The following is a 21,596-nucleotide window of genomic DNA, read 5'->3' on the forward strand; positions in this document are numbered from 1 at the left end:
TCTCTGTCGGTTTGATGTCTTTATGAAATGGTCTTTGCGTAAAAAGATTGCTCTATCCTCCAGCACTGCGGTACTGCTGGTGGGCGCCAGCCTGACCGGTATGAACTTCTGGAACAGTCAGAAAAGCCTGGAAATCCACATTGCAGAACAGGTCAGCAATGCCAGCAGGACGTTCAGCGCCAACGTGCGTTACTGGCTACAAAGCAAGGAGGTGGTGCTCCAGGCTGTGAAGGCCACTGACGACCCGTCTGCCATGCTGTCGATTCTTAATCAGGCCAAGATTTCCGGCGGTTTCGACAACGTCTTTTTTGCTCGGGCCGATGGCAGCCAGGTGAACGCCAACGGTGTAACCCTGCCGCCAGACAATAATGACCCTCGCAAATGGAAGTGGTACCAGCAGGCGCTGGTCGCGCCAAACAAGGTCTACATCTCGACGCCGACTATTGCGGCGGCTACTGGCAGCCACGTGCTGTCCTTAGGCCGCTCCCTGCAGCAGAGCGGAAACGCGCTTGGGGTGGTAGGCGCTGACGTCAGCATGACCGAGATCCTTGAGCAGCTGAAACAGATCAAGCTTCCTGGCAATGGCTCGGCCTTCTTTGTAGACAAGGACGGCACCATTCTGGGCCACACGGACACGGCCCTGCTCGACAAGAAGGTCAGCGACCTGATGACGGAGCTCACCCCTGCCACCCTGGCGTCATTGGCTGCCAGCAAGGGTACGCAGCACTTGCTGGACCATAACGGTGAGCGTTTGTACGCTGTCCCGATCGATCATGATGGAGAGATTCTCATCATGACGCTGGACGACGCTGTTCTGACCGCCCCGCTCTATCAGCAACTGTGGGTGAGCCTGGGCGCATTCGGCGCTATCCTGGTTCTGTCGCTGATCGCCATCAACATGCTGTGCGCCTGGCTGCTACGCCCGCTGGGCGTGGTCTCCCAGGGACTTCAGGTAATCGCCCATGGCAATGGCGACCTGACCAAGCGCATCCCTCAACAGAGCCAGGACGAGGTGGGCCATCTGGCCCTGCACTTCAACCAGTTCGTGGCCAGTCTGCATGAACTGGTTACGCATATTCGCCATCAGGCGGTGGAAATCGGCCAGGAGTCCACGACGGTGCTAAACAACAGCACATTGTCGGTCGCTGATCTGGGGCGTCTCCAGCAGGAGCTGACACTGGTCGCAACAGCAGTCACCGAAATGGCTTCGGCTACCCAGGAAATTGCGGGCAATGCCGAACGTACGGCGCAATCGGCGCAGCAGTCTACCGAAAGCAGTCAGCAAGGTCTGGAGCTGGTTCGCAAGACCCAGACCTCCATTACCGATCTTGCCCAGGAAGTGGCGGAAACAACCCAGGTCATCACTGAGCTCAGCCAGCACTCCCAGTCCATTTCCAGCGTCTTGACCAGCATCCAGAGTATCGCTGAGCAGACCAACCTTCTGGCCTTGAACGCAGCGATTGAGGCGGCGCGGGCAGGCGAGCAGGGTCGCGGCTTTGCGGTGGTGGCTGACGAGGTGCGGACTCTGTCGCAACGCACCCAGGCGTCTACCCAGGAAATCCAGACGACTATCAGCAATCTGTTGCGTGTAACACAGGATGCAGTCAGCCGGATGGACAACAGCCGTCATCTCGCTGAACGCAGCGTAGCGGATGCCGATCAGGCGTACGTGGCGCTGGAGCAGATCACCCAGTCGGCCTCGCTGATCTCGGACATGTCGATGCAGATTGCAGCGGCGGCTGAGGAACAGACCTCCGTGACGGAAGAAATTACCCGTAACGTGGTAACCATTAAATCTTTGGGTGATACCCTGGCTGAAAGCTCAGTGCAGGCGGAGCATCAATCCCGCTCACTGCAAAGCCACGCCGGTGATTTGAACGAACGCGTGTCCCGCTTCATTCTGTAACCCTGCCTTGCTGTCCACTCCCTTGCCAGGGAGTGGACCCTCTTCTCAACCCATCCGTCTAACACGGTCGTGAATGACCTTCAGGGCTTCCCGAAATACCCAGTGCCACTGGGACGATGCGGCTCGACCAAGCGGGTACCAAAAAAAGCGAAACTCCAATCCGCCTCCGTCGATGGTGCGATGGACCCAGCCCTCAGGTAACTCGTACGCGCTTTCGCACAGGTGCATCGACCATACCTGTTCCTGATAGCCAGAGACCCATGTTCCTAGATCCACAGGCCATTCGGACACTTGGATACCTGACTCTTCCCATAGCTCCCGCAACGCAGCCTCAGCAGGTAGTTCACCCGGCTCGATAGACCCTTTGATCAACTGAAGCCCTGCCAAGGGGTGCTCGAACGCCAGTATCTGCAGTTCGCTTTTATGACGCAGTACGACCGGACATGCCTTAACCGGACTTGCTGAAGCATCGTTATTTGCCAAGGGCAGCCTTGTCATCGCACGTCGACCTGGTTCAGCTGACGCCTCAGCCGATCGTTTTCCCTCTGTAACGCTGTGATGTGGTAGCGCAAATCCTTGATGACACTCAGGTGATAGCGGTGCTCAAGCTCCAGCGCTCGGTAGCGCTGCATCAGTGTGCCTGAGTCTGCCATAGCCAGGGATTGGGAAAGATCGTCTGCTGGAGACATCGGTACGCCCTCCTCTTGTTTACTGTTTATTTATACAGTAGTCAGCGGAGCGCAAAATGACAACCTTTTCTGACGCCAAAAGACTGGTCGTACAGGAAATTTCATTGATGTGTCATAAAAAAGGGCGGAACCCGTCCGCCCTTTTCAAGATATCGACTGTTTTTAGACGCGCTTGCGGATCAACCCTTCTTGGGCAACCGAGGCGACAAGCTGACCCGCTCGGTTGTATATGCTGCCACGACACAATCCACGCGCCCCCCCGGCCCATGGGCTATCCATGGAATACAGCAGCCACTCGTCCACCCGTAGCGGCTGATGGAACCAGATCGCGTGATCAAGGCTGGCAACCTGCATCTCCTTATTCCAGTAGCTGATGCCATGGGGCAACAAGGACGTCGGGAGCAGGTTGAAGTCCGAGGCATAGGCCAGTAGGTATCGATGCAGCGCAGGGTTGTCCGGCAGCTGCCCGTTGGCCCTAAACCAGACATGGCGTGCAGGCGCTGTTGGCTCTGGATCAAACGGATGGGTCACCTTGACCGGGCGAATCTCGATGGGCTTTGGCGCCAGCAGCTTTTCCCGCGTAGGCTCCGGGATAAACTGGGCAAACTGTTGGATGTAGTCCAGCTCGGACGCCAGCGAGTCTGGATCGGGCACGTCCGGCATTTCGCTCTGGTGTTCAAAACCGGGTTCCAGACCTTGGAACGAGGCACTGCAAAAGAAAATCGGTTTGCCTTTCTGGATGGCCGTGACGCGACGGGTCGTAAAGCTGCCGCCATCCCGGACGCGATCCACCTCATACACCACCGGAATCGTCACGTCGCCAGGCCGCAAGAAGTAGCCATGCAGCGAGTGCACCTGACGCGACGCATCTACCGTTTGGCTCGCCGCTGACAGGGCCTGACCGAGCACATGCCCACCGAATAATTGTGGAAAGCCCAGGTCCTGACTACGACCGCGGTAGAGGTTTTCCTCGATGGACTCAAGGCTTAACAAGGCAACAAGATCATCCAGCACTGTGCTCATCACGTTTTCCGTGGTCGTTTTGATAATGACCAAATCATACGCAAGTCAGTCGTGAAGCCGTAGCCCCATGATGAGGAAACGGCAGCGGCAAGACGTCCCTCCAGGACTCCGCCACCCATCAGGCAAAGTCGTTCTCAGGCGCGGGATAAGCTGGCAGCGAGGTCAGACGCATGTCCACGGTCGCGCGTCCCATGGTGAAGTGATAAAGGCTTTGCCAGGTTGTATCCGCAAGCCCTATCAAGTCATGTACCAGCGGGTCGAAATAGCAACCGATACCGGTGCCTGAAAGCCCTGCCGCTTCTGCCTCCAGGTAAAGCACCTGCCCAATCTGTCCGGTCTCCCAGAATAGCTGCGGATAGCACCAAGCCCCCTGGGCAAGGGCATCATCGAAACGAGCCATCATTGCGATACTGATACAACCGTCAGACGCAATGTCCTGGCCGCAGGAAAGCAAGCCAGCCAGCTCACTAGCAGCCCCTTTGAGCAACCGGAACAACCTGAGCCCCTCCGCCTCCTCTACCCGCTCCCAGAGTAAGTCCGCTCGGGCGGTGATATTGAGCTCTCCCTCACTGCGCGCCAGCCAGTACAACCCCGGTTCCAGCCCCACTACGCGATTTACAAAGATCAGAAGATCGACCTGAGCAGGCTTGCCCAACGTCAGGAAAGGCACCGGTGCCTGCTCCGGCAATGTACGCCTTAGCCAGGCAAAGAAAAGATCAGACAGAATGCCCGTCCGACCATCCATGGACTGCGCGCTACGCCGTTGATGCAGCAATGGCCGCAGCAGTAGCTGGTCGTTTTCCTGGGTAACTACGCCCCGGGAAATAGGCATGTCGTAGGGCAAGCGCTTGGGCGCACGGCATGCGGCAGCGATCCGCCCAACCTCGGGCCACTCTACGTACTCTCGCGAAAGTCGATTAGGCGTGCCGGCGAGCTGCAACTGACTCAGCAGCTTGAACAGACTATCGGGCAAGGAAGGCTCGGCCGATTGCGGCGGACCGATCCAGAGCAGCGCCTCCATTTGCTCCTGCTCACCAAAGCCGTCTCGATCAACTCCAAACGCCGCATCGAGCGTTTCATCCGCCACGTCGTGAATCAGTCGTGTTTCCCAACCTTGCGCGGCGGCAGCAATGGCAATGGCGGCCAAGGCGTGGCCTATATCATGCTGACAGTAGCGCCAGGCTCGCTCGCCATATTTCCAGGCCTCACGCCAATAGATACTGGACAGTGCGACCAAAAAGCTCCCCGGCGGCAAGGCGCCAATGATGTCTTCATCCAGCACTTCGGGGAGCTCGGCGCGTACTTCCAGGGCATGCAGATCGGCCGTGTAATGTGTCATCAAGGCACGATCGTTCAGTACCCCCGGTGGCAGCAAGGCATAGGCTTCGGTGGGATGTAGATTGCCGGAGGAAGGATTCACTCGCAGCGCCCAGCGGCTGCTGCCCGACTCTTTCCAGGCGGAAATGGCCAAACTGTCATAAAACAGCCGAGAGATATTGGCCGGATCCAGCGGGGCAGGCTCGCCTACCGGGCCTGCAAAGACCTCATCGTACAGAGGCGAATCCTCCAGCATACGGCGCAGTAACGGAATGACTTCGCATCCCCGATAACGACGGAATGGCGCAGGTTGGTTGGCCCAATCGAGCGCATCGGGTCCGCGGGCATAGCCCTCACGACGGTGCATGCTGAGCGAATGATAGGCTCTGACGATGTCTTCTGGGGTCATGCAGTCCTCTTTGTCATTAACAGGCATTCATGCTGTCGCCAGTTTCCAGTCTACTGATCCACTGATGGCGGCTGAGTCGATACAGAACATGGTGGCGCAAGGGGTGACCTTCCGGCAGGCTCGGGTGTTCAAAGTCGTCCGCTGGATCGTACTGCATACCCAATCGTGCCATCAGGCCGCGGGAGCGTTCATTTTCAGGCACGGTAAACGCCACGATCTCTTCCAGGCCTACCTGCTCGAAGCCAAAGGCAAGCGCGGCTTCGGCAGCTTCATGGGCATAGCCTTCGTCCCAATATTCGGCACCCAGCCGCCAGCCGATCTCGACCGCTGGCGTAAAAGGTGCGTCGAAATTGGAATGCTCAAGCCCGACATACCCAATGAAAGGCGGACCGTTCCTGACCTCCACGGCCCACCAGCCATAGCCATGATCATGGAAGTGTGCCTGGATACGCTCGGTCAGCGCCTGCGTTTCAGCCTCATTCAGACATTTGGGGAAAAATTCCATTACCCGTGGATCAGCGCTTTGTGCAGCGAAAGGCGTATAGTCTTCATTGCGCCAGGGGCGCAAAATCAAACGTTCGGTACGTAACACCTTGGGATAGGCCTGGCTCATCTCCATCCTCTTTTAAGGTCCTTTGATGTTGGGACTGTTGTGAAGCCAGAGTATTCCGTAAAGCCGGTTCGGTTTTTTGATAATGGCTACCGCTTGGCGAGATCGGCAGGAATCGTCATCATGAGCGCCCGTCGGCAGCATCGCCTGTATCTGCCGAAACTTGGCATTTAGCCGAATCCTAACAACTACATCTCTAAATTCGACCAATGTATTGACCTTCACTGAGCAATATGGCCGGCGAATGGTCCTACATCATTAATGCGTTCTTTTCAGGCTGCTGCACACACATGACTTCCAAGAATTCGGACAATCTCAATTCTGCCGACCGCAATAAAGTGGTAAAGGGTATGCCAGAAGAAGTCCGTAGCCAGCAAGGCGATATCTTTTTCGCTGCGGTTAGAATGACCCGCATGCCCATGATCGTGACCGACCCACGGCAGGACGATAATCCCATTATTTTTGCCAACGACGCCTTCCTGAAAACGACGGGCTATGAAGAGCATGAAGTACTGGGACGCAACTGCCGTTTTCTTCAAGGCCCGGAAACGGACCGGGAGACCATCCGGCAGATCCGCGAAAGCGTCGAGTCCCGTCATGAATGCAATACCGAGTTATTGAATTACCGCAAAGATGGCTCGACCTTCTGGAATGCCTTGTATATTTCTCCGGTCTACAACCAAGCAGGCGAGCTGGTGTATTTCTTTGCTTCGCAACTGGATGTCAGCCGTCGCCATGACGCCGAAGAGGCCTTGCGGCAATCCCAGAAAATGGAGGCGTTGGGTCAGCTCACCGGCGGCATTGCCCATGATTTCAACAATCTGTTGCAAGTCATGGTGGGTTATCTGGACATTCTCCGGATCAACCTGGATCGCCCGGAAATGGACAGGGAAAAGGCCAAGCGCCATGTCGACAACACCCGGGAAGCGGTCAATCGCGCGGCCACACTGACGCAACAACTTCTGGCGTTTGCCCGCAAGCAGCGCCTGACCGGTCGAACGTTGAACATCAACGAGCTGATTGAAGAGCGACTCGACCTGCTGTATCGAACGCTGGGAGAGCCCTATCAGCTAACGACTCGGCTGGCGCCTGACCTCTGGAATTGCAAGATAGACCCGACCCAGGCCGAAATGGCGCTCATCAATATCCTGGCGAACGCACGTGACGCCATGGAATCGCGGGGCGAAGGTCGTGTCACGATCGAAACCCGCAACATTGAAGTGACGCCAGAGGATATGGCCTACGGAGGCCTGACTCCTGGCCGCTATGCCTGCATCGCCATTACCGATACCGGAGAGGGCATTCCAACAGAAGTGCTTGGACGGGTCCTCGATCCGTTCTTCACAACCAAGGAAGAAGGCAAAGGGACCGGTCTTGGTCTATCCATGGTGTATGGCTTCATGAAGCAGTCCGGCGGCGCGGTTCGTGTGTACTCCGAGGCCGGTATGGGTACGACGGTCCGCCTGTATTTCCCGACGACACAAAGTGAAATCATCCAGCAGCCTGCCGAATCCAATGGCACCAGCGAGGAGCCCGGTAACGAGACTATCCTGGTTGTGGATGATCGAGAAGAAGTGGCAGCGCTGGCGCAGGCGATTCTTGAGGAGTTCGGTTATTCGGTTCGGGTCGCCTACAATGGCAAGGAAGCGCTGGCTACCCTGGAGCAGCATGGCGATATCCAGATGCTCTTTAGCGACCTGATCATGCCCGGCGGCATGAATGGCGTAATGCTCGCCCAGGAAGCCCGCCGACGCTGGCCTCATATCCGCGTCCTGCTCACGACCGGCTATGCCGATACTACGCTGGAACGTGGGCAGACGGATACCTCTGAATTCGAAGTGCTGAGCAAGCCCTACGGTCGCCTGGAACTCGCGCGTCGAGTCAGGAAGATACTGGACGGAGCAGGATGAATGACAATGAGGGTGTGATGGAGGAAGACGATCACTACGAGTGCAGCGCCGAAAGTGACTCACCAGCCAGCCTGGAAGCCTTTCTCAGTTGCCTCGAAGAGGTCGGGCGCAGCCCGGAAAAGGTTTCCGTGGGCCACTTGATCGATGCCATCGGGAGTCGCTCCTACGGTCCACTTCTTCTGCTTGCAGGCATCATTGCCCTGTCTCCCCTGACGGGCATTCCTGGCGTTGCCACCGTCATCTCGATCTATGTCGTTCTGGTTAGCGTACAACTGCTCATCGGCCGCAAGCATTTCTGGCTGCCGCGCTGGGCACTGAAACGTCAGGTTCCGCGTGGCAAGCTACGAAAATCACTGCGCATGCTGCACCCTACCGCACGTTTCGTGGATCGCTTTTTGAAACCACGTCTGACCTTCCTGACCAAGGGTATCTTCCAGCACATCACGGCGCTGCTCTGCATTGGGGTCGCGGTATGCATGCCGGTTCTGGATCTGGTGCCCTTCGCCAATACCACGGCCGGAGCCGCCATGACGGCGTTCGCTATTTCGTTGATCGCCCGTGATGGACTTATATTCCTGCTGGCCAGCGGATTCTGTTGCGGTATCGTCTGGCTGCTCATCAGTCTCCTGCTTTAGCCATCAGCCTTTTCATGACAGCACTTCCTCTGGTTTACCACGACGATTACAGCCCACCCTTTCCACCCGAGCATCGGTTTCCGATGGAGAAGTTTCGCCTGCTCTATGAGCACTTGAGCGAAAGCGGACTGGTGACGGCTGACAACCTGTACCGCCCGGAATTACCTGTGCCAGAAGTGCTGGCCCTGGCTCACGATCCAGTCTATGTCGAGCGCTACATGCGCGGCGAGCTGTCCCATGCCGAGCAGCGCCAGCTGGGTCTGCCCTGGAGCGAGGCGCTGGCACGACGAACCATTCGCGCTGTGGGCGGCTCGCTATTGACGCTGGAGCTGGCGTTGCAACACGGGCTGGCCTGCCATATGGCTGGGGGCACGCACCATGCACATCATGATTACCCAGCTGGGTTTTGTATCTTCAACGACTTGGCCATCATGGCGCTGTATCTCTTGGAAAGCGGCAAGGCGGGACGCGTTCTGATCTTTGACTGCGATGTTCACCAGGGGGACGGCACTGCCCGAATTCTTGAACATGTTCCCGATGCCGTCACGGTGTCGCTGCATTGCCAGACCAACTACCCGGCGCGTAAGGCACAGAGCGATTGGGACATTCCATTACCCAAGGGCATGGGTGATGCAGGGTATTTGCATACCGTTGAGGAGGCACTGAATTACCTGTTACCTCTCCACCAACCTGACGTTGTGCTCTATGACGCCGGTGTCGACGTGCACGCCAGCGATGCCCTGGGCTATCTCCTGCTGACGGACGAAGGCATCGCTGCACGGGACGAATACGTCATCCGCCATTGCCTGAGCCGGGACATCCCGGTCGTCGGCGTGATTGGCGGCGGCTACGACCGGGACCGAGCCCTGCTGGCCAGACGGCACGGCATCCTACATCACAGCGCCGCCAGGGTCTGGGCCAGTGGGCTTGCGCCGGGCTAGAGCTTCATGGGTCTAGGCTTGGAGCCATCGGAAAAGCGGGTAAACCGGAACTCATAAGGGTCAACGATCGGCCTGGCGCCTGTTACCAGGTCTGCTGCCAGCTGCCCAACCGCAGGCCCCACGCCAAACCCATGACCGGAAAGCCCTGTCGCCACAACCAATCCAGGCACTGCATCAATCTCGGAGATAACAGGAACGGCATCCGGGGTTACGTCGATCAGCCCCGCCCACTGCTGGGCGATCTGTGCCTTGGCAAACACTGGAAACTGACGAACCAGTTGATTCATGGCGTTCAGGTTCTGCTGAGGGTCCGGGTAAGGATCCAGCACGCGCATGTATTCGTAGGGAGACGGGCGATCCAGCGGGACAGGTTTGCCTTCATGCCATTCCTGGCGGAAGCGCTCGTCAAACCGGATCCGCAGGCTCGACCACTCCGATTTCAAGGTTGGTAAAAAGTCCAGAAAGAAGCGGAAGCTGTCGGGTACCAGCGAAGCGATATTCACGCTGCCATTGGCAATGGTATAGCCACCGTCCAGGCGTTTGCGAAATGCCACGTCGCGCGTCCAGAGCGTACAGTCAGGCCCCTCCTCCAGCGGCGCCGTCCGCAGTACGCTGTTGCGTACCTTGAGTTGTGGCAGTCGCACGCCAAGGTCCTTCAGAAAACGGCTCGACCAGGCCCCACCTGCCAGAATTACGGACTCGCAGGCAATTCGGCCTCGTTCGGTAATGGCTGCACTGACCCGCCCGGCCGACAGCTCCAGCCCCCGCACGGCGCAGTCGGTCAGAATGACAGCCCCGAACCGCTGGGCCGCCGTTGCGATCGCAGGTGCTGCTTTCTGGGGCTCGGCGCGCCCATCGGTGGGGCAATAGATACCGCTTTTCCAGCTGACTTCGCCGGCTGGCAGCAACTGCTTGAGCTCGCTGCCAGACACCATGCGCACGTCTATATCATGCTGACGCGCCACACTGATCCATTTTTCATAGTCGGCCTCCTCCTGTTCGGATTCGGACGAAAACAGAATGCCGGAGCGGCGAAAACCGGTTTCACCCTGTACAACCTCATTGAGACCCTCCCAGAGCCTCAGGCTTTCAACTGCCAGCGGAATCTCGCGGGGGTCACGGTACAGCTTGCGCACCCACCCCCAGTTGCGGCTGGACTGTTCTCCAGCGATATAACCCTTCTCGCAGAGCACCACGGAAATGCCTTCCCGCGCCAGCGCCAATGCCGCGCTGGTCCCGGCAATGCCTCCGCCGATCACAACGACCTGAACCTTGGCTGGTAGCGCCTTATCCGCCTTGACTAGATCAACCTCGGGTCCCATCCACCACGCTCCGTTCATCGATAATCAGTTAGTCACGCAAGAGCCATGCCCTGTTCAATCGTACACCAGCGGGATTCTGCTGGTACTTCGCGGTAAACTGGCGGGCTTTCTCTACCTGCGATGGCTGTCATGTCCCCACACGTGCCTACTCATTCCCGTACCGCCGCCATTATCGGCGGTGGGCCTGCCGGCCTTATGGCTGCCGAAGTTCTGGCCGGTACTGGTGTAACAGTAGACGTATATGACGGTATGCCCTCAGTCGGACGCAAGTTTCTTCTGGCCGGGGTAGGCGGCATGAACATTACCCACGCCGAAGACCAACCCGCCTTTCGCTCCCGTTACCGCGAGCGTGAAACCGCCCTTTCCCGCTGCCTCGACGGATTCGACAGTCATAGCTTGCGAGATTGGATTCATGGGCTGGGCATCGAGACGTTTGTCGGCAGCTCAGGCCGCGTCTTTCCCACAGACATGAAGGCCGCTCCTCTGCTCCGAGCCTGGCTGCATCGCCTGCGGGAAGCAGGCGTTCGCATTCATACGCGGCACCGCTGGTTGGGCTGGGAAGAGCACGGCGCCCTGCGTTTTTCCACTCCGGCGGGGGAAACCTGCCTGCGCGCCGACGCGACAGTCTTGGCCCTGGGTGGAGCCAGCTGGCCGCGACTGGGCTCCGATGGGGTGTGGACAGGATATCTTGAGGAACAGGGTATTGCCCTTGCCCCGCTACAACCAGCCAACTGCGGTTTTGAGGTCGCTCAGTGGAGCGATCATTTACGCAGCAAGTTTGCCGGCTCGCCTATCAAGCCTGTAGCCATGATGCTTAAAGACGGTACTCGCCGCCAAGGCGAATTCGTGCTGACTGAGACAGGCATTGAGGGCAGTCTGGTCTATGCCCTGTCGGCTGAAATTCGCACCGAACTGCTTCGTACCGGCTCCGCCACCCTATACCTGGACCTTGCGCCTACCAAGGAACAGAGCGCGCTTGCCGCGGCGCTAAGCAAGCCGCGCAAAGGCAAGTCCATGGCCAATCACCTGCGTGCCCATGCCGGGCTGGAAGGCGCTCGCTCTGCCTTGCTGCGGGAGCTGGCTCCCGCCAAGGCGTTTGATGACATGCAGTATCTGGCAGCCGCGATCAAATCGTTACCCCTGACTGTAATCCGCCCCCGTCCTATCGAGGAAGCCATCAGTTCGGCTGGCGGCGTACCGTTCGAAGCGCTGAACGAGCAGCTCATGCTCAATGCCCTGCCGGGCGTATTCTGTGCCGGTGAAATGCTGGATTGGGAAGCGCCTACGGGAGGCTATCTGCTGACGGCCTGCTTTGCTACTGGCCGTACCGCCGGCCTGGGTGCTGCAGCCTGGCTGCAGCAGTAAACCGCTTATTGTGCGGCATTGATCACAGCCCTCTTGTCGGATACCCCGAACCGCCTCGTCATGCCCATGGTCAGCTCTCATAGAGCCCGTGACGAGGCTTACTACCGTGCTTATCCTTATGATGAGAGAGCCTGACCATGAATGCTATCGACCTCCTGAAAAATGATCATAAAACCATTCTCGATATTCTTGAGCAGCTGAGCAGCACCTCCGAGCGCGCTGTTAAAAAGCGTCAGGATCTGGTGCAAAAGCTTGAACACGAGCTGACACTCCATACGCATATCGAGGAAGAGATTTTCTATCCGGCGTTCAAGGCGGCGGGCAAGAAAGAAGAAGCAAAGATGTATTACGAAGCGATTGAAGAGCATCGGGCAGTCGACTCGCTGGTGTTGCCGCACATCAAGGCTACAGCGCCTGATAGCCTGGAGTTTTCTGGCCGTGTGAAAGTGGTCAAGGAACTGCTTGAGCATCACATTGAAGAGGAAGAAGAAGAGATGTTCAAGGATGCTCAGGAATTGCTAGCGTCCCAACTGGACGAGCTAGGCACACAAATGCAGGAGCGCAAAAAGTCGCTCAAGCAAGAGCTCAACGCACGCAAAGCGGCTTGAGCCCTGACAGTCTCTGTAACGCCGGACGGTGTTACAGAGACTGCACGATCATCTACTTCTTCTTGCCGAACCCAGGCATCTTGCGAACCGGCTTTACCGACGGCTTGTCGTTCTCGATCCAGCGCCCCAGAGGCTTCCCGCTTTTAGCGTCGCTTACTGAGCCTACCTTGGGTTTCTTCGGCTTCTTCGGCTTTTTCATCACAACGCCACCAGGACCGGTTTGCGGCACCTTGTGATCAGGGATGAAATCCGGCTCGTCCCGTCGCGCAATTGTTTGTCCAATCAGCGTCTCAATGGCTGCCAAGTGGTCGACTTCATCGGCAGCTACCAGAGAAACGGCCGCCCCGGTCGCACCGGCACGCCCTGTACGTCCAATGCGGTGGACATAATCTTCCGCCACTATGGGTAGATCCAGATTGACCACGAGCGGCAAGTCCTGAATATCCAGACCTCGTGCGGCCACGTCAGTCGCCACCAGAACATCCGCTTCACCCGCCTTGAACCGAGCCAGCGCACGCAGACGAGCCGGTTGAGGCTTGTCGCCATGAATCGACTCGGCACGGATACCTTCCTGCGTCAGCGTTTCCACCAGTTGGTCGACACCCTTACGGGTCTTGGCAAATACCAGTACTTGCCCCCAGCGCTTTTGCGCATAGAGGTGACAGAACAGTTCCGCCTTACGCTTTTTGTCCACGGGAATCAGCCACTGCTTGACGCTCTTGGTGGTCGTGTTGCGCGGACTGATATCGATAGTCAACGGATCGCGCAGCAGTGGCTTGGCCAGATCACGAATGGCTTCAGAGAACGTGGCGGAAAAAAGAAGTGTCTGCCGACGCTGGGGCACCATGACAAAAATCTCGCCCAGCTCGCGGGAAAAGCCCAGATCCAGCATTCGATCCGCTTCGTCGAGGATCAGCGTCTGTACCTGATCAAAGCGCACAGCGTTCTGGTTGAACAAATCCAGCAAACGACCTGGCGTGGCGACCAGCACATCCATCCCTTTACGCAACTTCATCATCTGCGGATTGATGCTGACGCCGCCATACACCACCGCCGTACGCAGCGGCAAATGCTGTGCGTAATCACGCACGCTGGTGTGAACCTGCTCAGCGAGTTCGCGGGTTGGCACAAGAATCAATGCACGGACTCGGTTCGCCGTTACTGCCGGGCCCTCCTGAACGAGGCGCTGCAGTGTCGGCAAAGCAAAGCCAGCTGTCTTGCCTGTACCCGTCTGGGCCGCGGCAAGCAGATCGCGGCCTTTAAGTACCGCAGGAATGGCCTGAGCCTGGATCGGAGTCGGAGTGGTGTGTTCCAGCGCGTCGAGCACACGCAACAAAGGCTCGATCAGGCCGAGTTCGGCAAAAGTCATGACGCTAACCGCAATGAAGAAAAGGACGAAATTGTAGGCGCCAAGCAACGTAGCGTCGAGCGCGGCCATCGGAGCGGTAGACAAACGCCGACCCCTGCCCTGCCGAATGAACGCTTTTGCACCCCGTTTTGAGGGTTACGCCGCTTTAATGGATCTTTTCTTGAACGCTCAGCTATTCGTGCAGACCAACTCTTAAAGGATGCCCTGGACGTCTCAGGCGGTAACCCTCATGTATGGCCTTACCGATCAAGGATCTGATGAATTCGACTGGCACAGCCAGATATCGAACAATCCAGCAAGGAGACTCCATGAAAGCTGTCGTTTATAACGGCCCTCGTGATGTCAGCATCAAGAATGTCACCGACGCCAAGATCGAAAAACCTACAGATGCTCTGGTGCGTATCACTACTACCAACATCTGCGGCTCTGACCTTCACATGTATGAAGGCCGTACCAGTTTTGAACAAGGCCGCATCCTGGGCCACGAAAATCTGGGTCAGGTAGTCGAAATCGGCTCGGGTGTTGATCGCGTCAAGGTCGGTGATTATGTATGCCTGCCCTTCAACATCGGCTGCGGCTTTTGCGAGAACTGCGAAAAAGGCCTGACCGGATTCTGTCTGACCGCCAACCCCGGTAGTGCGGGTGCGGCATATGGCTTTGCGGAAATGGGCCCTTATGAAGGCGGCCAGGCTGAGCTGCTGCGCGTTCCCTACGCCGACTTCAACTGCCTGGTACTGCCCGAAGATGCCCAGGAGAAAGAGGACGATTACGTCATGCTCTCCGACATCTTTCCCACCGGCTGGCATGCAACCGAACTGGCGGGCCTTTTACCGGGTGAATCAGTCGCCATCTACGGGGCCGGTCCTGTAGGGCTGATGGCTGCTCACTCGGCCATGATCAAAGGGGCTTCGCAGGTCTTCGTGGTCGACACGCACCCTGACCGGCTCGCATTGGCCGAGCGTCTGGGGGCAATTGCCATCAACGGCGCAGAAGGCGAGGCGGTCGAACAGATTCTCAACAAAACCAATGGCCGAGGTACGGACCGCGGCTGCGAGTGTGTGGGCTATCAATGCTGCGACCGCCATGGTCATGAAGCCAATCACCTCACCATGAATAATCTGGTTGCCTCGACCAAGGCAACTGGAGGCATCGGCGTAGTGGGTGTTTTCATACCGCAGGACCCAGGCGCACAGAATGAACTGGCAAAGGAAGGCAAAATGGCCTTTGACTTCGGTCAGTTCTGGTTCAAGGGTCAGCAGATTCGGACAGGTCAGGCCAACGTAAAGGCCTACAACCGTCGCCTAAGCGCCCTGATTCATGCTGGACGCGCCACTCCCTCGAAGATCATCTCCCATAGCCTCAAGCTGGACCAGGCCCCGGACGCCTATAAGCATTTCGATGCCCGGGACGATGGCTGGACCAAAGTGGTGCTCAAGCCTGCGGCTTGACTTCCGCCTCGGCAAGGTTCGCTTTGCGAGCCTTGCCTCTCGCCCGCCACTGTGGAAGCCCGACCAGTATCACGGCCGCCACGATTACTATCATGGCCATCCATTCCGCCTGACCTATCCTTTCCCCAGCAAACACAATCCCCAGTAGCACCGCCACGACCGGATTGACATAGGCGTAACTGGTCGCTGCGGCCGGTCGTACATGTTTTAGCAGATACATGTAAGAGCTGAACGCGATGATCGAGCCAAACACGATGAGATACCCCAACGCCAACCAGCCGTCCATGGTCGACGGTGTGGTCAACGGCTCACCGCTGAGACGGCTGCCAATGAATAGAATGCCTCCGCCCACAATCATCTCGACGGCACTGGCCATCGGCCCTGCCGGCAGTGGCAGATGACGGCTCCACACTGAACCGAAAGCCCAGCTGGCAGCTGCAAATAGGGTAATCACCGCCCCCAGGGGGGTCGTCTGCATGTTCTCGCCCAGGTTCAGCAGCAGAATGCCAATGAATCCCAAGCCAATCCCAGCCCATTCGAGCCGGGTATTGTGCTGTCCCCAGAACAGGCCGAAGCACAAGGTGAAGAGCGGTACCGTAGCCACGGCCAGCGCGGCCACTCCAGAGGCAACCCCCGAGTGTTCGGCCAGGGTCACACCGCCATTTCCGCAACTGAGCAGCAGAAACCCGACCAAGCCGCCACCTACCCACTCACGCCGTGTCGGCATGGGAGCTCCTCGGGAAAGTTGCCAGACAAACAACAGGCTGCCAGCAATCAGAAAACGTAAACCGGCCATCAACAAGGGCGGCCACGACTCAACACCGATGCGAATGACCAGATAGGTCGAGCCCCAAATAACGTAGAGCGCGAAAAAAGCACACAACAAAAGCAACAGCGAACGGCTATCCCGGGCAGGCATGGTGGCAACTCTTATGATTGAAATCCTGGTAGCTGAGTCGTACAGGTGATCAAGAACCGGAAAACGTATTCAAGCAGCAGGCTCCTTGCTATAGGAAGCGGCCCTCTCGGCCAGGCGCAGCGTGCAATCCTGAATACGGTCAGAGTCAATCAGCGGCTTACGAACCAGATCATTAGTTTAGAAAGAGCAAGCGAGCGCGTTAATGCGATAAGCTTGTTTTTTCTGCGCCCCCGCCTTCGTTTCAAAGGTCTTTTGATAAAACAGGCGAGGTTTCCAAACCGTCACAGGAGGACGTATGGATCACTATGACCGACAGATCATCAATGCCTTACTGGAAAATGGCAGAGCCTCGTTTGCCGACCTGGCGCGGCGAGTTAATCTGTCGGCTCCTGCGGTAGCAGAACGTGTCGCGAAACTGGAAGCCAGCGGTGTCATTACCGGCTATCACGCGTCGGTCAACCTCAAAGCCCTTGGCCAACCAATCGAATGTCTGATTTCAGTAACACTGACCAAAACCAGCAGCGACAAACTGTTCGATGAGCTGGCCGCGATTCCGCAGCTTATCGCCTGCCATCGCGTAACGGGTGAGTCCTGTATCGTGCTGCGGGCAGCCGTGGCAGACATGGCCGAACTGGAGGCGCTCATCGATCGGCTGATGCGCTACGGCATGAGCAAGACGTCGATCATTCTATCGACGCCTTTCGAAAGACAGACTCCAGCCAAACTGTATCCGGCAGTCGAGGACGCTCGATCCATCCGCCGCGCCTGATGTTCAGCGCAACAGCAAACCGTCCTCGATGACGACGTATTCGTCCGCTGCCCGGATCAAGGCATGCGCCGTGAGACCAGGAGCCCCATAGACACGGGTATGAACGCCGTAACACTCACGGACCTTCTCCAGCAGGAGGTCAAAGTCACCGTCTCCTGAAGCCAGGACGATTTCATCGACCTTGGGCGCAGCATCGAGCACATCGATTGTGATACCTACGTCCCAATCGCCTTTGGCGGAACCGTCACTGCGCTGAATATAGGGTTTGAGCTTTACCGTAAAACCCAGATTACGCAGGATCTGCTGGAACTGTTGTTGCCGGCTGTCTCCTCGCTCGATGGCATAGGCTGACGCAAACACCAGTTCGCCCCGTTGCGAGATTTCCTTTAGGAAGTTCGCGTAATTGAAGTGGCAGCCATGCGTATGGCGAACCGTGTAATAGATATTCTGAACATCGACGAACACAGCAATCTTCTTCACAACACTCCCATCGACTAACGTCGCGTACATCAAGATCATTTCTATCCGGGTCACTCCGCCCCGATACGCTCCTCTACCACCGGCCTGAAGCCGTTTTTACAGAATAGGTCACTTGAAACGACAAAGGCAGCCAATTGGGCTGCCTTTGCTTTCGAACGGTCGATTAGATGAACTGATCGTCATCCCCGCCATCGTCGAAAAAGCCACTGTCGTCGCTTCCGTAGTCGGCTTGCTGGAAGCCGCCGTCACCGTAGCCATCATCATAGCCGCCAGCGTCGCTGGCCGGCGTCAAACCACTGTCCTGGCCCCCAGTATCGCTGGCCAAGTCTGCCGCAGGTTCTTCATTGATGATGTTGACGATTTCCTGCGGCTGGGAATCGTGAAACATGCTGGAAATAGTTTCCGCCAGCAATACACCGCCGGCCACCCCCACAGCAGTCTGCATTGCTCCCCCTAAAAAGCTGCCCGCTCTGGAGGGCGCAGCCGGTGCGGCATTGTAGCCATATCCTGGATTAGGCTGACCATACCCAGGCGCCTGGCCATAGGAAGGCGCCTGGCGCGGGCCCGGGTCGGTCCAGCCACCACGAGGTGCCTGAGCTTGTGCCTGACTCTGCGATCGCGACTGCTCCTGCTGGGAGCCGCCACCAAACAGGTTGGACAGAAAGCCACTGCTGCTGGGCTTGTTCTGCTGCATCTGTGTGATCTGCGCCTCCAGATCACGTACCCGCTGATCCAAACGCTTGAGCGCTGCTTCCTGGATCAGAATGACCTGAGCCATGTAATACGGTGCGGCGGGCTGTTGTTGCAGACGTTCCTGGATATAGGCTTCAGCCTGAACATCGCGGCTGGCGGTTTGAGCCTCCGCATCCTTGAGGCGCGTGAACAGGCCTTCGATCAGTTGTTTCTCTTCAGATTGCATGTGACCTCCCGAAGACGGCCAAGAAACGAAAACCCAGGCGCCGTAGACCTGCACAGGTGTTCGTGAATATCGACTCATGGTCCGCTGGCAGATCGGTTTCTACCAGCGGACCGGCCCTCTATAAATGCCGGTCAGCCCCGGATATTTCAATCCTGTCTCCGCAGCCATTCAGAATCGATTCAGCTCGACGCCTCCTTGCTAGGCGGCGTGCCGCGGAAGGCATCTTTCTGCTTGACCTCATCCAGCTTTACAGGCCGACCGGTTCGCGCCGATTCATACAAGGCTTCCATGATGCGCTGATCCTGTAGACCCTCCTCACCGGGGGTGTAAGGCTTCTTACCGGTTACGACGCATTCGGCGAAATGGTCCATTTCGATAGCGAACTGGTTCTTGTCGGGGGCATTGATCTGTTCCACCACCGGCGCGACGAACTCCGTCGTGTTCTGCGACTCCTGACTGCGCTTGAGCTGAAGGTTCCGATAGGAAAACGCAGGGTCCATTTCTACCCATCCCTTGTCCCCTACGACCCGATAGCGTTTGGAATTGAATGTGGAGTAGCTGGTCATGCACTGCACGTGTACACCACTGGGGAATCGCATCTGCCAGAGCATGGCCTCCTCGACTTCCTTGAAGCGCGGGTCATCCGGCGTGCTGTACTGCGTGGCGAACACCTCGACCGGCTCTTCGCCCAACAGAAAGCGCGCGGTGTTCAGGCAATACAGGCCTATATCCGGCAAGGCCCCACCACCGGCCAAGGCTTTCTTGTGCCGCCATTGGTCCACATTTTCCTTGGACTGATTCTGACAGTTCGCCATCTCCAGCAGCTTCACAGTGCCAAGCCCGGTTCCGTTGCGCAGCCACTCCATTACCTGGCGGTTACGCGGCTCATACTGAATGCGATAAGCCACCATCAATAACCGATTGGCCTGAGCGCAGGCCTCGATCATTTCCTGGCATTCCTTTACGGAATTGGCCATGGGCTTCTCGCACAGGACATGCTTGCCCGCCCTGGCGGCTCGCAGCGTGAACTCATGGTGCATGCTGTTGGGCAATACGATATAGACGACATGCACGTCCGGGTTATCACGGATCTGATCAAAGCTCTGGTAGTTGTAGAGACCGCTTTCGGGCACGTTGTACATCTGGGCGACACGCATTGCCTTTTCGCGATCTCCGCTGACCAGCGCGGTCACCTTGCATCGCTTGGAGGACGCAAAGGCTGGCAGGATCTCCTCAAGCGACAGCCTTCCCAGGCCCACAACTGCAACCCCGACACGCTGGTCACGTCCCAGTTGAACCGGCATGTCCGTCTTGTCGCTTTTGCCTTCCTGCATATGCGGCAGTGTAATGGGCTTGGGCAACTGCTCTGCTGGCTGGCCCGCCCCGCCCGTAGGCACCGCCTGGGCAGCGCCAGCCGTATTCTGGACCCAGGCACTGTTGCTGGCCAGACCAAGCACACCGGCTGCTACCGCACCCTGTCCGGCATATATGAGAAATTTACGACGTCCGCCCAGACCATCTGACGCATTGCTCATAAGGCTCTCCTGAAAGTAGGCTTTGTGTTCAGAAGGCCTGCGAAACGCGCAAGTTCCTCGCGTTTGTTACAAGACATGGACAACCGACCAAGGGCGTGTACAGTTTCCAGCTCCCCACCTTAGAGCGCTTTCATGACCACAGAGCCCGCCGCCCTACTGATCATTGACCAGCAACAAGGTATCCAGTCACCCGCGCTGGGACCACGTAACCACCCCGAAGCTGAGCAGCGAATCGCGGCCCTGCTCACGGTCTGGCGTGAACAACACTGGCCGATCGTTCATGTGCGTCATATCTCACGTGATCCGCAATCTGTTTTCGCTCCAGGCCAGCCAGGCGCAGCGTTTCAGCCGCGCCTGTGCCCGTTGCCCCAGGAAATGGTCTTTGAGAAGAACGTCACCGATGCCTTTATCCATAGCGGCCTTGAGCGCTGGCTATATACCCGCGGCATCAAGCAGGTTGTGATTACCGGCGTAGCCAGCGAGAATTCGGTGGAAGCAACTGCCCGGACGGCCAGCAACCTGGGGTTTGCCACGCGTGTAGTGGAGGATGCCTGCTACACCTTTGCCAAGACGGACTTTTATGGCACTCCCCGAAGCGCCGAAGAGGTTCACGCCATGGCCATGTCCAACCTGCAACAAGAATATGCCGACGTCATGACGACAGCCCGGCTGCTGTCAGGCCTCGGTTTTACCCTGTCAGAAAACGGCTGATAAAAGCCGTTCCGTTCTTATCGGACAAGCGAGTCATGACGCCTTTCAATATCCTGCGCGATGCACTGTATTTCTTCTCCCGCCACTTGGTTTCGCTGCTGATCCTTTGCCTGCCCTGGCTGATCATAGAAAGCGTGGCACGCTGGCAGGTGGTTCAGCACTTCGGCACTGAAGGAGGCCTTTGGGAGCTGCTGGTCGGTGTGATGTTCTATCCGATCTACACCGGTTCACTCATCCTGTTCTTGAATGCCCGTAGCCATGGCCATATGCCCCCAATTACCGAGCTGTGGGGTCATGCCCTTCGTCTATGGCCCCGCTTCGCCATCATGGCGGGTCTGGTTGCCTCGCTAGTCGTACTTGGCTTTTCGCTGATGATCGTGCCGGGCTTTCTGGTCATGGTGAAGTTTGCCTTTGCCGAGCCCATGCTGGTCCTACGTGGCATGGCCCCGCTGGAGGCCATGGGCACGAGCTTCCAGAAGACGCGCGGACATTTCCTGACCCTGCTGCCGCTAATCCTAATCACGCTTCTACCCGCCTGGCTGCTGGATGCCTGGATCAGTAGTCAATTTGGCGATACGCCAGCCCTGCAAATCATTTTGCAGAGCCTGTCTGGTCTGCTCCAGCTCATCTCTTCGATCGCCATATTTCGCCTGTTCATGATGGCTGACCGTTCGTCTTGAAGCCATCAAGTCTCAAGCCAGGCGGCCGCTA

Annotated in this window: 21 protein-coding genes and 1 pseudogene; 11 read left to right on the forward strand and 11 right to left on the reverse strand. The window is 57.5% G+C overall.

Features of this window, described 5'->3' with window-relative positions:
* Nucleotides 1-100 precede the first annotated feature (100 nt).
* Both PLU01S_RS26580 and PLU01S_RS26585 read left to right on the forward strand, forming a co-directional pair.
* Nucleotides 101-1,051 (forward strand): annotated as a pseudogene (locus PLU01S_RS26580) (HAMP domain-containing protein); the annotation flags it as partial.
* A 66-nt stretch (nucleotides 1,052-1,117) separates the two neighbouring features.
* Nucleotides 1,118-1,906, forward strand: coding sequence for a methyl-accepting chemotaxis protein (locus PLU01S_RS26585; RefSeq protein WP_374940327.1), 789 nt, complete (start codon nucleotides 1,118-1,120; stop codon nucleotides 1,904-1,906).
* A gap of 45 nt (nucleotides 1,907-1,951) precedes the next feature.
* Here the strand turns inward: PLU01S_RS26585 and PLU01S_RS09900 are convergent, their stop codons facing one another.
* The 5 genes from PLU01S_RS09900 to PLU01S_RS09920 all read right to left on the reverse strand — a co-directional run bounded on the left by PLU01S_RS09900 (nucleotide 1,952) and on the right by PLU01S_RS09920 (nucleotide 5,957).
* Nucleotides 1,952-2,404 (reverse strand): NUDIX hydrolase, encoded by a 453-nt coding sequence (locus PLU01S_RS09900; RefSeq protein ID WP_074827761.1) that lies wholly within the window; start codon nucleotides 2,402-2,404, stop codon nucleotides 1,952-1,954.
* Entirely contained in the window at nucleotides 2,401-2,595 is a 195-nt protein-coding gene (locus tag PLU01S_RS09905) for a hypothetical protein (protein ID WP_010797482.1), read from the reverse strand. Before PLU01S_RS09905 ends, PLU01S_RS09900 begins: the two co-directional genes overlap by 4 nt.
* A gap of 162 nt (nucleotides 2,596-2,757) precedes the next feature.
* The gene (tesB, locus tag PLU01S_RS09910) at nucleotides 2,758-3,618 is read right to left on the reverse strand and encodes an acyl-CoA thioesterase II (protein ID WP_074827763.1); all 861 of its coding nucleotides are present in this window, start codon (nucleotides 3,616-3,618) and stop codon (nucleotides 2,758-2,760) included.
* A gap of 118 nt (nucleotides 3,619-3,736) precedes the next feature.
* Entirely contained in the window at nucleotides 3,737-5,344 is a 1,608-nt protein-coding gene (locus PLU01S_RS09915; RefSeq protein WP_074827765.1) for a nitroreductase family protein, read from the reverse strand.
* 16 nt (nucleotides 5,345-5,360) lie between these two features.
* Nucleotides 5,361-5,957, reverse strand: a complete 597-nt coding sequence (locus tag PLU01S_RS09920; protein ID WP_074827766.1) for a GNAT family N-acetyltransferase — start codon at nucleotides 5,955-5,957, stop codon at nucleotides 5,361-5,363.
* A 287-nt stretch (nucleotides 5,958-6,244) separates the two neighbouring features.
* Between PLU01S_RS09920 and PLU01S_RS09925 the strand changes: the two genes are divergently transcribed.
* The 3 genes from PLU01S_RS09925 to PLU01S_RS09935 are packed head-to-tail and all read left to right on the forward strand — an operon-like array spanning nucleotide 6,245 to nucleotide 9,440.
* Nucleotides 6,245-7,864, forward strand: a complete 1,620-nt coding sequence (locus PLU01S_RS09925) for a histidine kinase famiy protein (RefSeq protein ID WP_074827851.1) — start codon at nucleotides 6,245-6,247, stop codon at nucleotides 7,862-7,864.
* Nucleotides 7,861-8,499, forward strand: coding sequence for an exopolysaccharide biosynthesis protein (locus tag PLU01S_RS09930; protein WP_233432208.1), 639 nt, complete (start codon nucleotides 7,861-7,863; stop codon nucleotides 8,497-8,499). Before PLU01S_RS09925 ends, PLU01S_RS09930 begins: the two co-directional genes overlap by 4 nt.
* A gap of 14 nt (nucleotides 8,500-8,513) precedes the next feature.
* Nucleotides 8,514-9,440, forward strand: a complete 927-nt coding sequence (locus PLU01S_RS09935) for a histone deacetylase family protein (protein WP_074827768.1) — start codon at nucleotides 8,514-8,516, stop codon at nucleotides 9,438-9,440.
* Here the strand turns inward: PLU01S_RS09935 and PLU01S_RS09940 are convergent.
* Complete coding sequence (locus tag PLU01S_RS09940; protein WP_139208851.1) at nucleotides 9,437-10,762, reverse strand: NAD(P)/FAD-dependent oxidoreductase; 1,326 nt, start codon at nucleotides 10,760-10,762, stop codon at nucleotides 9,437-9,439. The two genes, PLU01S_RS09935 and PLU01S_RS09940, sit on opposite strands and share 4 nt — an antisense overlap.
* A gap of 129 nt (nucleotides 10,763-10,891) precedes the next feature.
* On the opposite strand from PLU01S_RS09940, the gene PLU01S_RS09945 reads away from it, so the two are divergent.
* A complete protein-coding gene (locus PLU01S_RS09945; RefSeq protein ID WP_139208853.1) occupies nucleotides 10,892-12,127 on the forward strand; it encodes a TIGR03862 family flavoprotein in 1,236 nt (411 codons plus the stop codon).
* A 137-nt stretch (nucleotides 12,128-12,264) separates the two neighbouring features.
* On the forward strand, nucleotides 12,265-12,735 hold the full coding sequence (locus tag PLU01S_RS09950; RefSeq protein WP_010797473.1) for a PA2171 family ribosome-binding persister protein: 471 nt from the start codon (nucleotides 12,265-12,267) through the stop codon (nucleotides 12,733-12,735).
* A gap of 52 nt (nucleotides 12,736-12,787) precedes the next feature.
* Here the strand turns inward: PLU01S_RS09950 and rhlE1 are convergent, their stop codons facing one another.
* Nucleotides 12,788-14,104, reverse strand: coding sequence for an RNA helicase RhlE1 (gene rhlE1, locus PLU01S_RS09955; protein ID WP_074827858.1), 1,317 nt, complete (start codon nucleotides 14,102-14,104; stop codon nucleotides 12,788-12,790).
* A gap of 308 nt (nucleotides 14,105-14,412) precedes the next feature.
* Between rhlE1 and PLU01S_RS09960 the strand changes: the two genes are divergently transcribed.
* Nucleotides 14,413-15,552: a glutathione-independent formaldehyde dehydrogenase gene (locus PLU01S_RS09960; RefSeq protein ID WP_074827779.1), complete on the forward strand. Its 1,140-nt coding sequence runs from the start codon at nucleotides 14,413-14,415 to the stop codon at nucleotides 15,550-15,552.
* Here PLU01S_RS09960 and yedA read toward each other — a convergent pair.
* Entirely contained in the window at nucleotides 15,536-16,471 is a 936-nt protein-coding gene (gene yedA, locus PLU01S_RS09965) for a drug/metabolite exporter YedA (protein ID WP_073450362.1), read from the reverse strand. The two genes, PLU01S_RS09960 and yedA, sit on opposite strands and share 17 nt — an antisense overlap.
* Nucleotides 16,472-16,766: 295 nt before the next feature.
* Between yedA and PLU01S_RS09970 the strand changes: the two genes are divergently transcribed.
* A complete protein-coding gene (locus PLU01S_RS09970; RefSeq protein WP_074827783.1) occupies nucleotides 16,767-17,240 on the forward strand; it encodes an Lrp/AsnC family transcriptional regulator in 474 nt (157 codons plus the stop codon).
* A gap of 3 nt (nucleotides 17,241-17,243) precedes the next feature.
* Here PLU01S_RS09970 and PLU01S_RS09975 read toward each other — a convergent pair whose 3' ends face one another.
* The 3 genes from PLU01S_RS09975 to PLU01S_RS09985 form a co-directional block, all read right to left on the reverse strand.
* Nucleotides 17,244-17,750, reverse strand: a complete 507-nt coding sequence (locus PLU01S_RS09975; protein ID WP_112297893.1) for a LabA-like NYN domain-containing protein — start codon at nucleotides 17,748-17,750, stop codon at nucleotides 17,244-17,246.
* A 133-nt stretch (nucleotides 17,751-17,883) separates the two neighbouring features.
* The gene (locus PLU01S_RS09980) at nucleotides 17,884-18,639 is read right to left on the reverse strand and encodes a DUF2076 domain-containing protein (RefSeq protein WP_074827787.1); all 756 of its coding nucleotides are present in this window, start codon (nucleotides 18,637-18,639) and stop codon (nucleotides 17,884-17,886) included.
* Between the two features lie 179 nt (nucleotides 18,640-18,818).
* A complete protein-coding gene (locus PLU01S_RS09985) occupies nucleotides 18,819-20,174 on the reverse strand; it encodes a Gfo/Idh/MocA family protein (protein WP_074827791.1) in 1,356 nt (451 codons plus the stop codon).
* A gap of 132 nt (nucleotides 20,175-20,306) precedes the next feature.
* On the opposite strand from PLU01S_RS09985, the gene PLU01S_RS09990 reads away from it, so the two are divergent.
* The gene (locus PLU01S_RS09990; protein ID WP_074827794.1) at nucleotides 20,307-20,885 is read left to right on the forward strand and encodes a cysteine hydrolase family protein; all 579 of its coding nucleotides are present in this window, start codon (nucleotides 20,307-20,309) and stop codon (nucleotides 20,883-20,885) included.
* A gap of 35 nt (nucleotides 20,886-20,920) precedes the next feature.
* Complete coding sequence (locus PLU01S_RS09995) at nucleotides 20,921-21,565, forward strand: YciC family protein (RefSeq protein WP_074827796.1); 645 nt, start codon at nucleotides 20,921-20,923, stop codon at nucleotides 21,563-21,565.
* Nucleotides 21,566-21,596: the final 31 nt, after the last annotated feature.

The sequence above is a fragment of the Pseudomonas luteola NBRC 103146 genome (assembly GCF_002091675.1).
GTDB lineage: Bacteria > Pseudomonadota > Gammaproteobacteria > Pseudomonadales > Pseudomonadaceae > Chryseomonas > Chryseomonas luteola.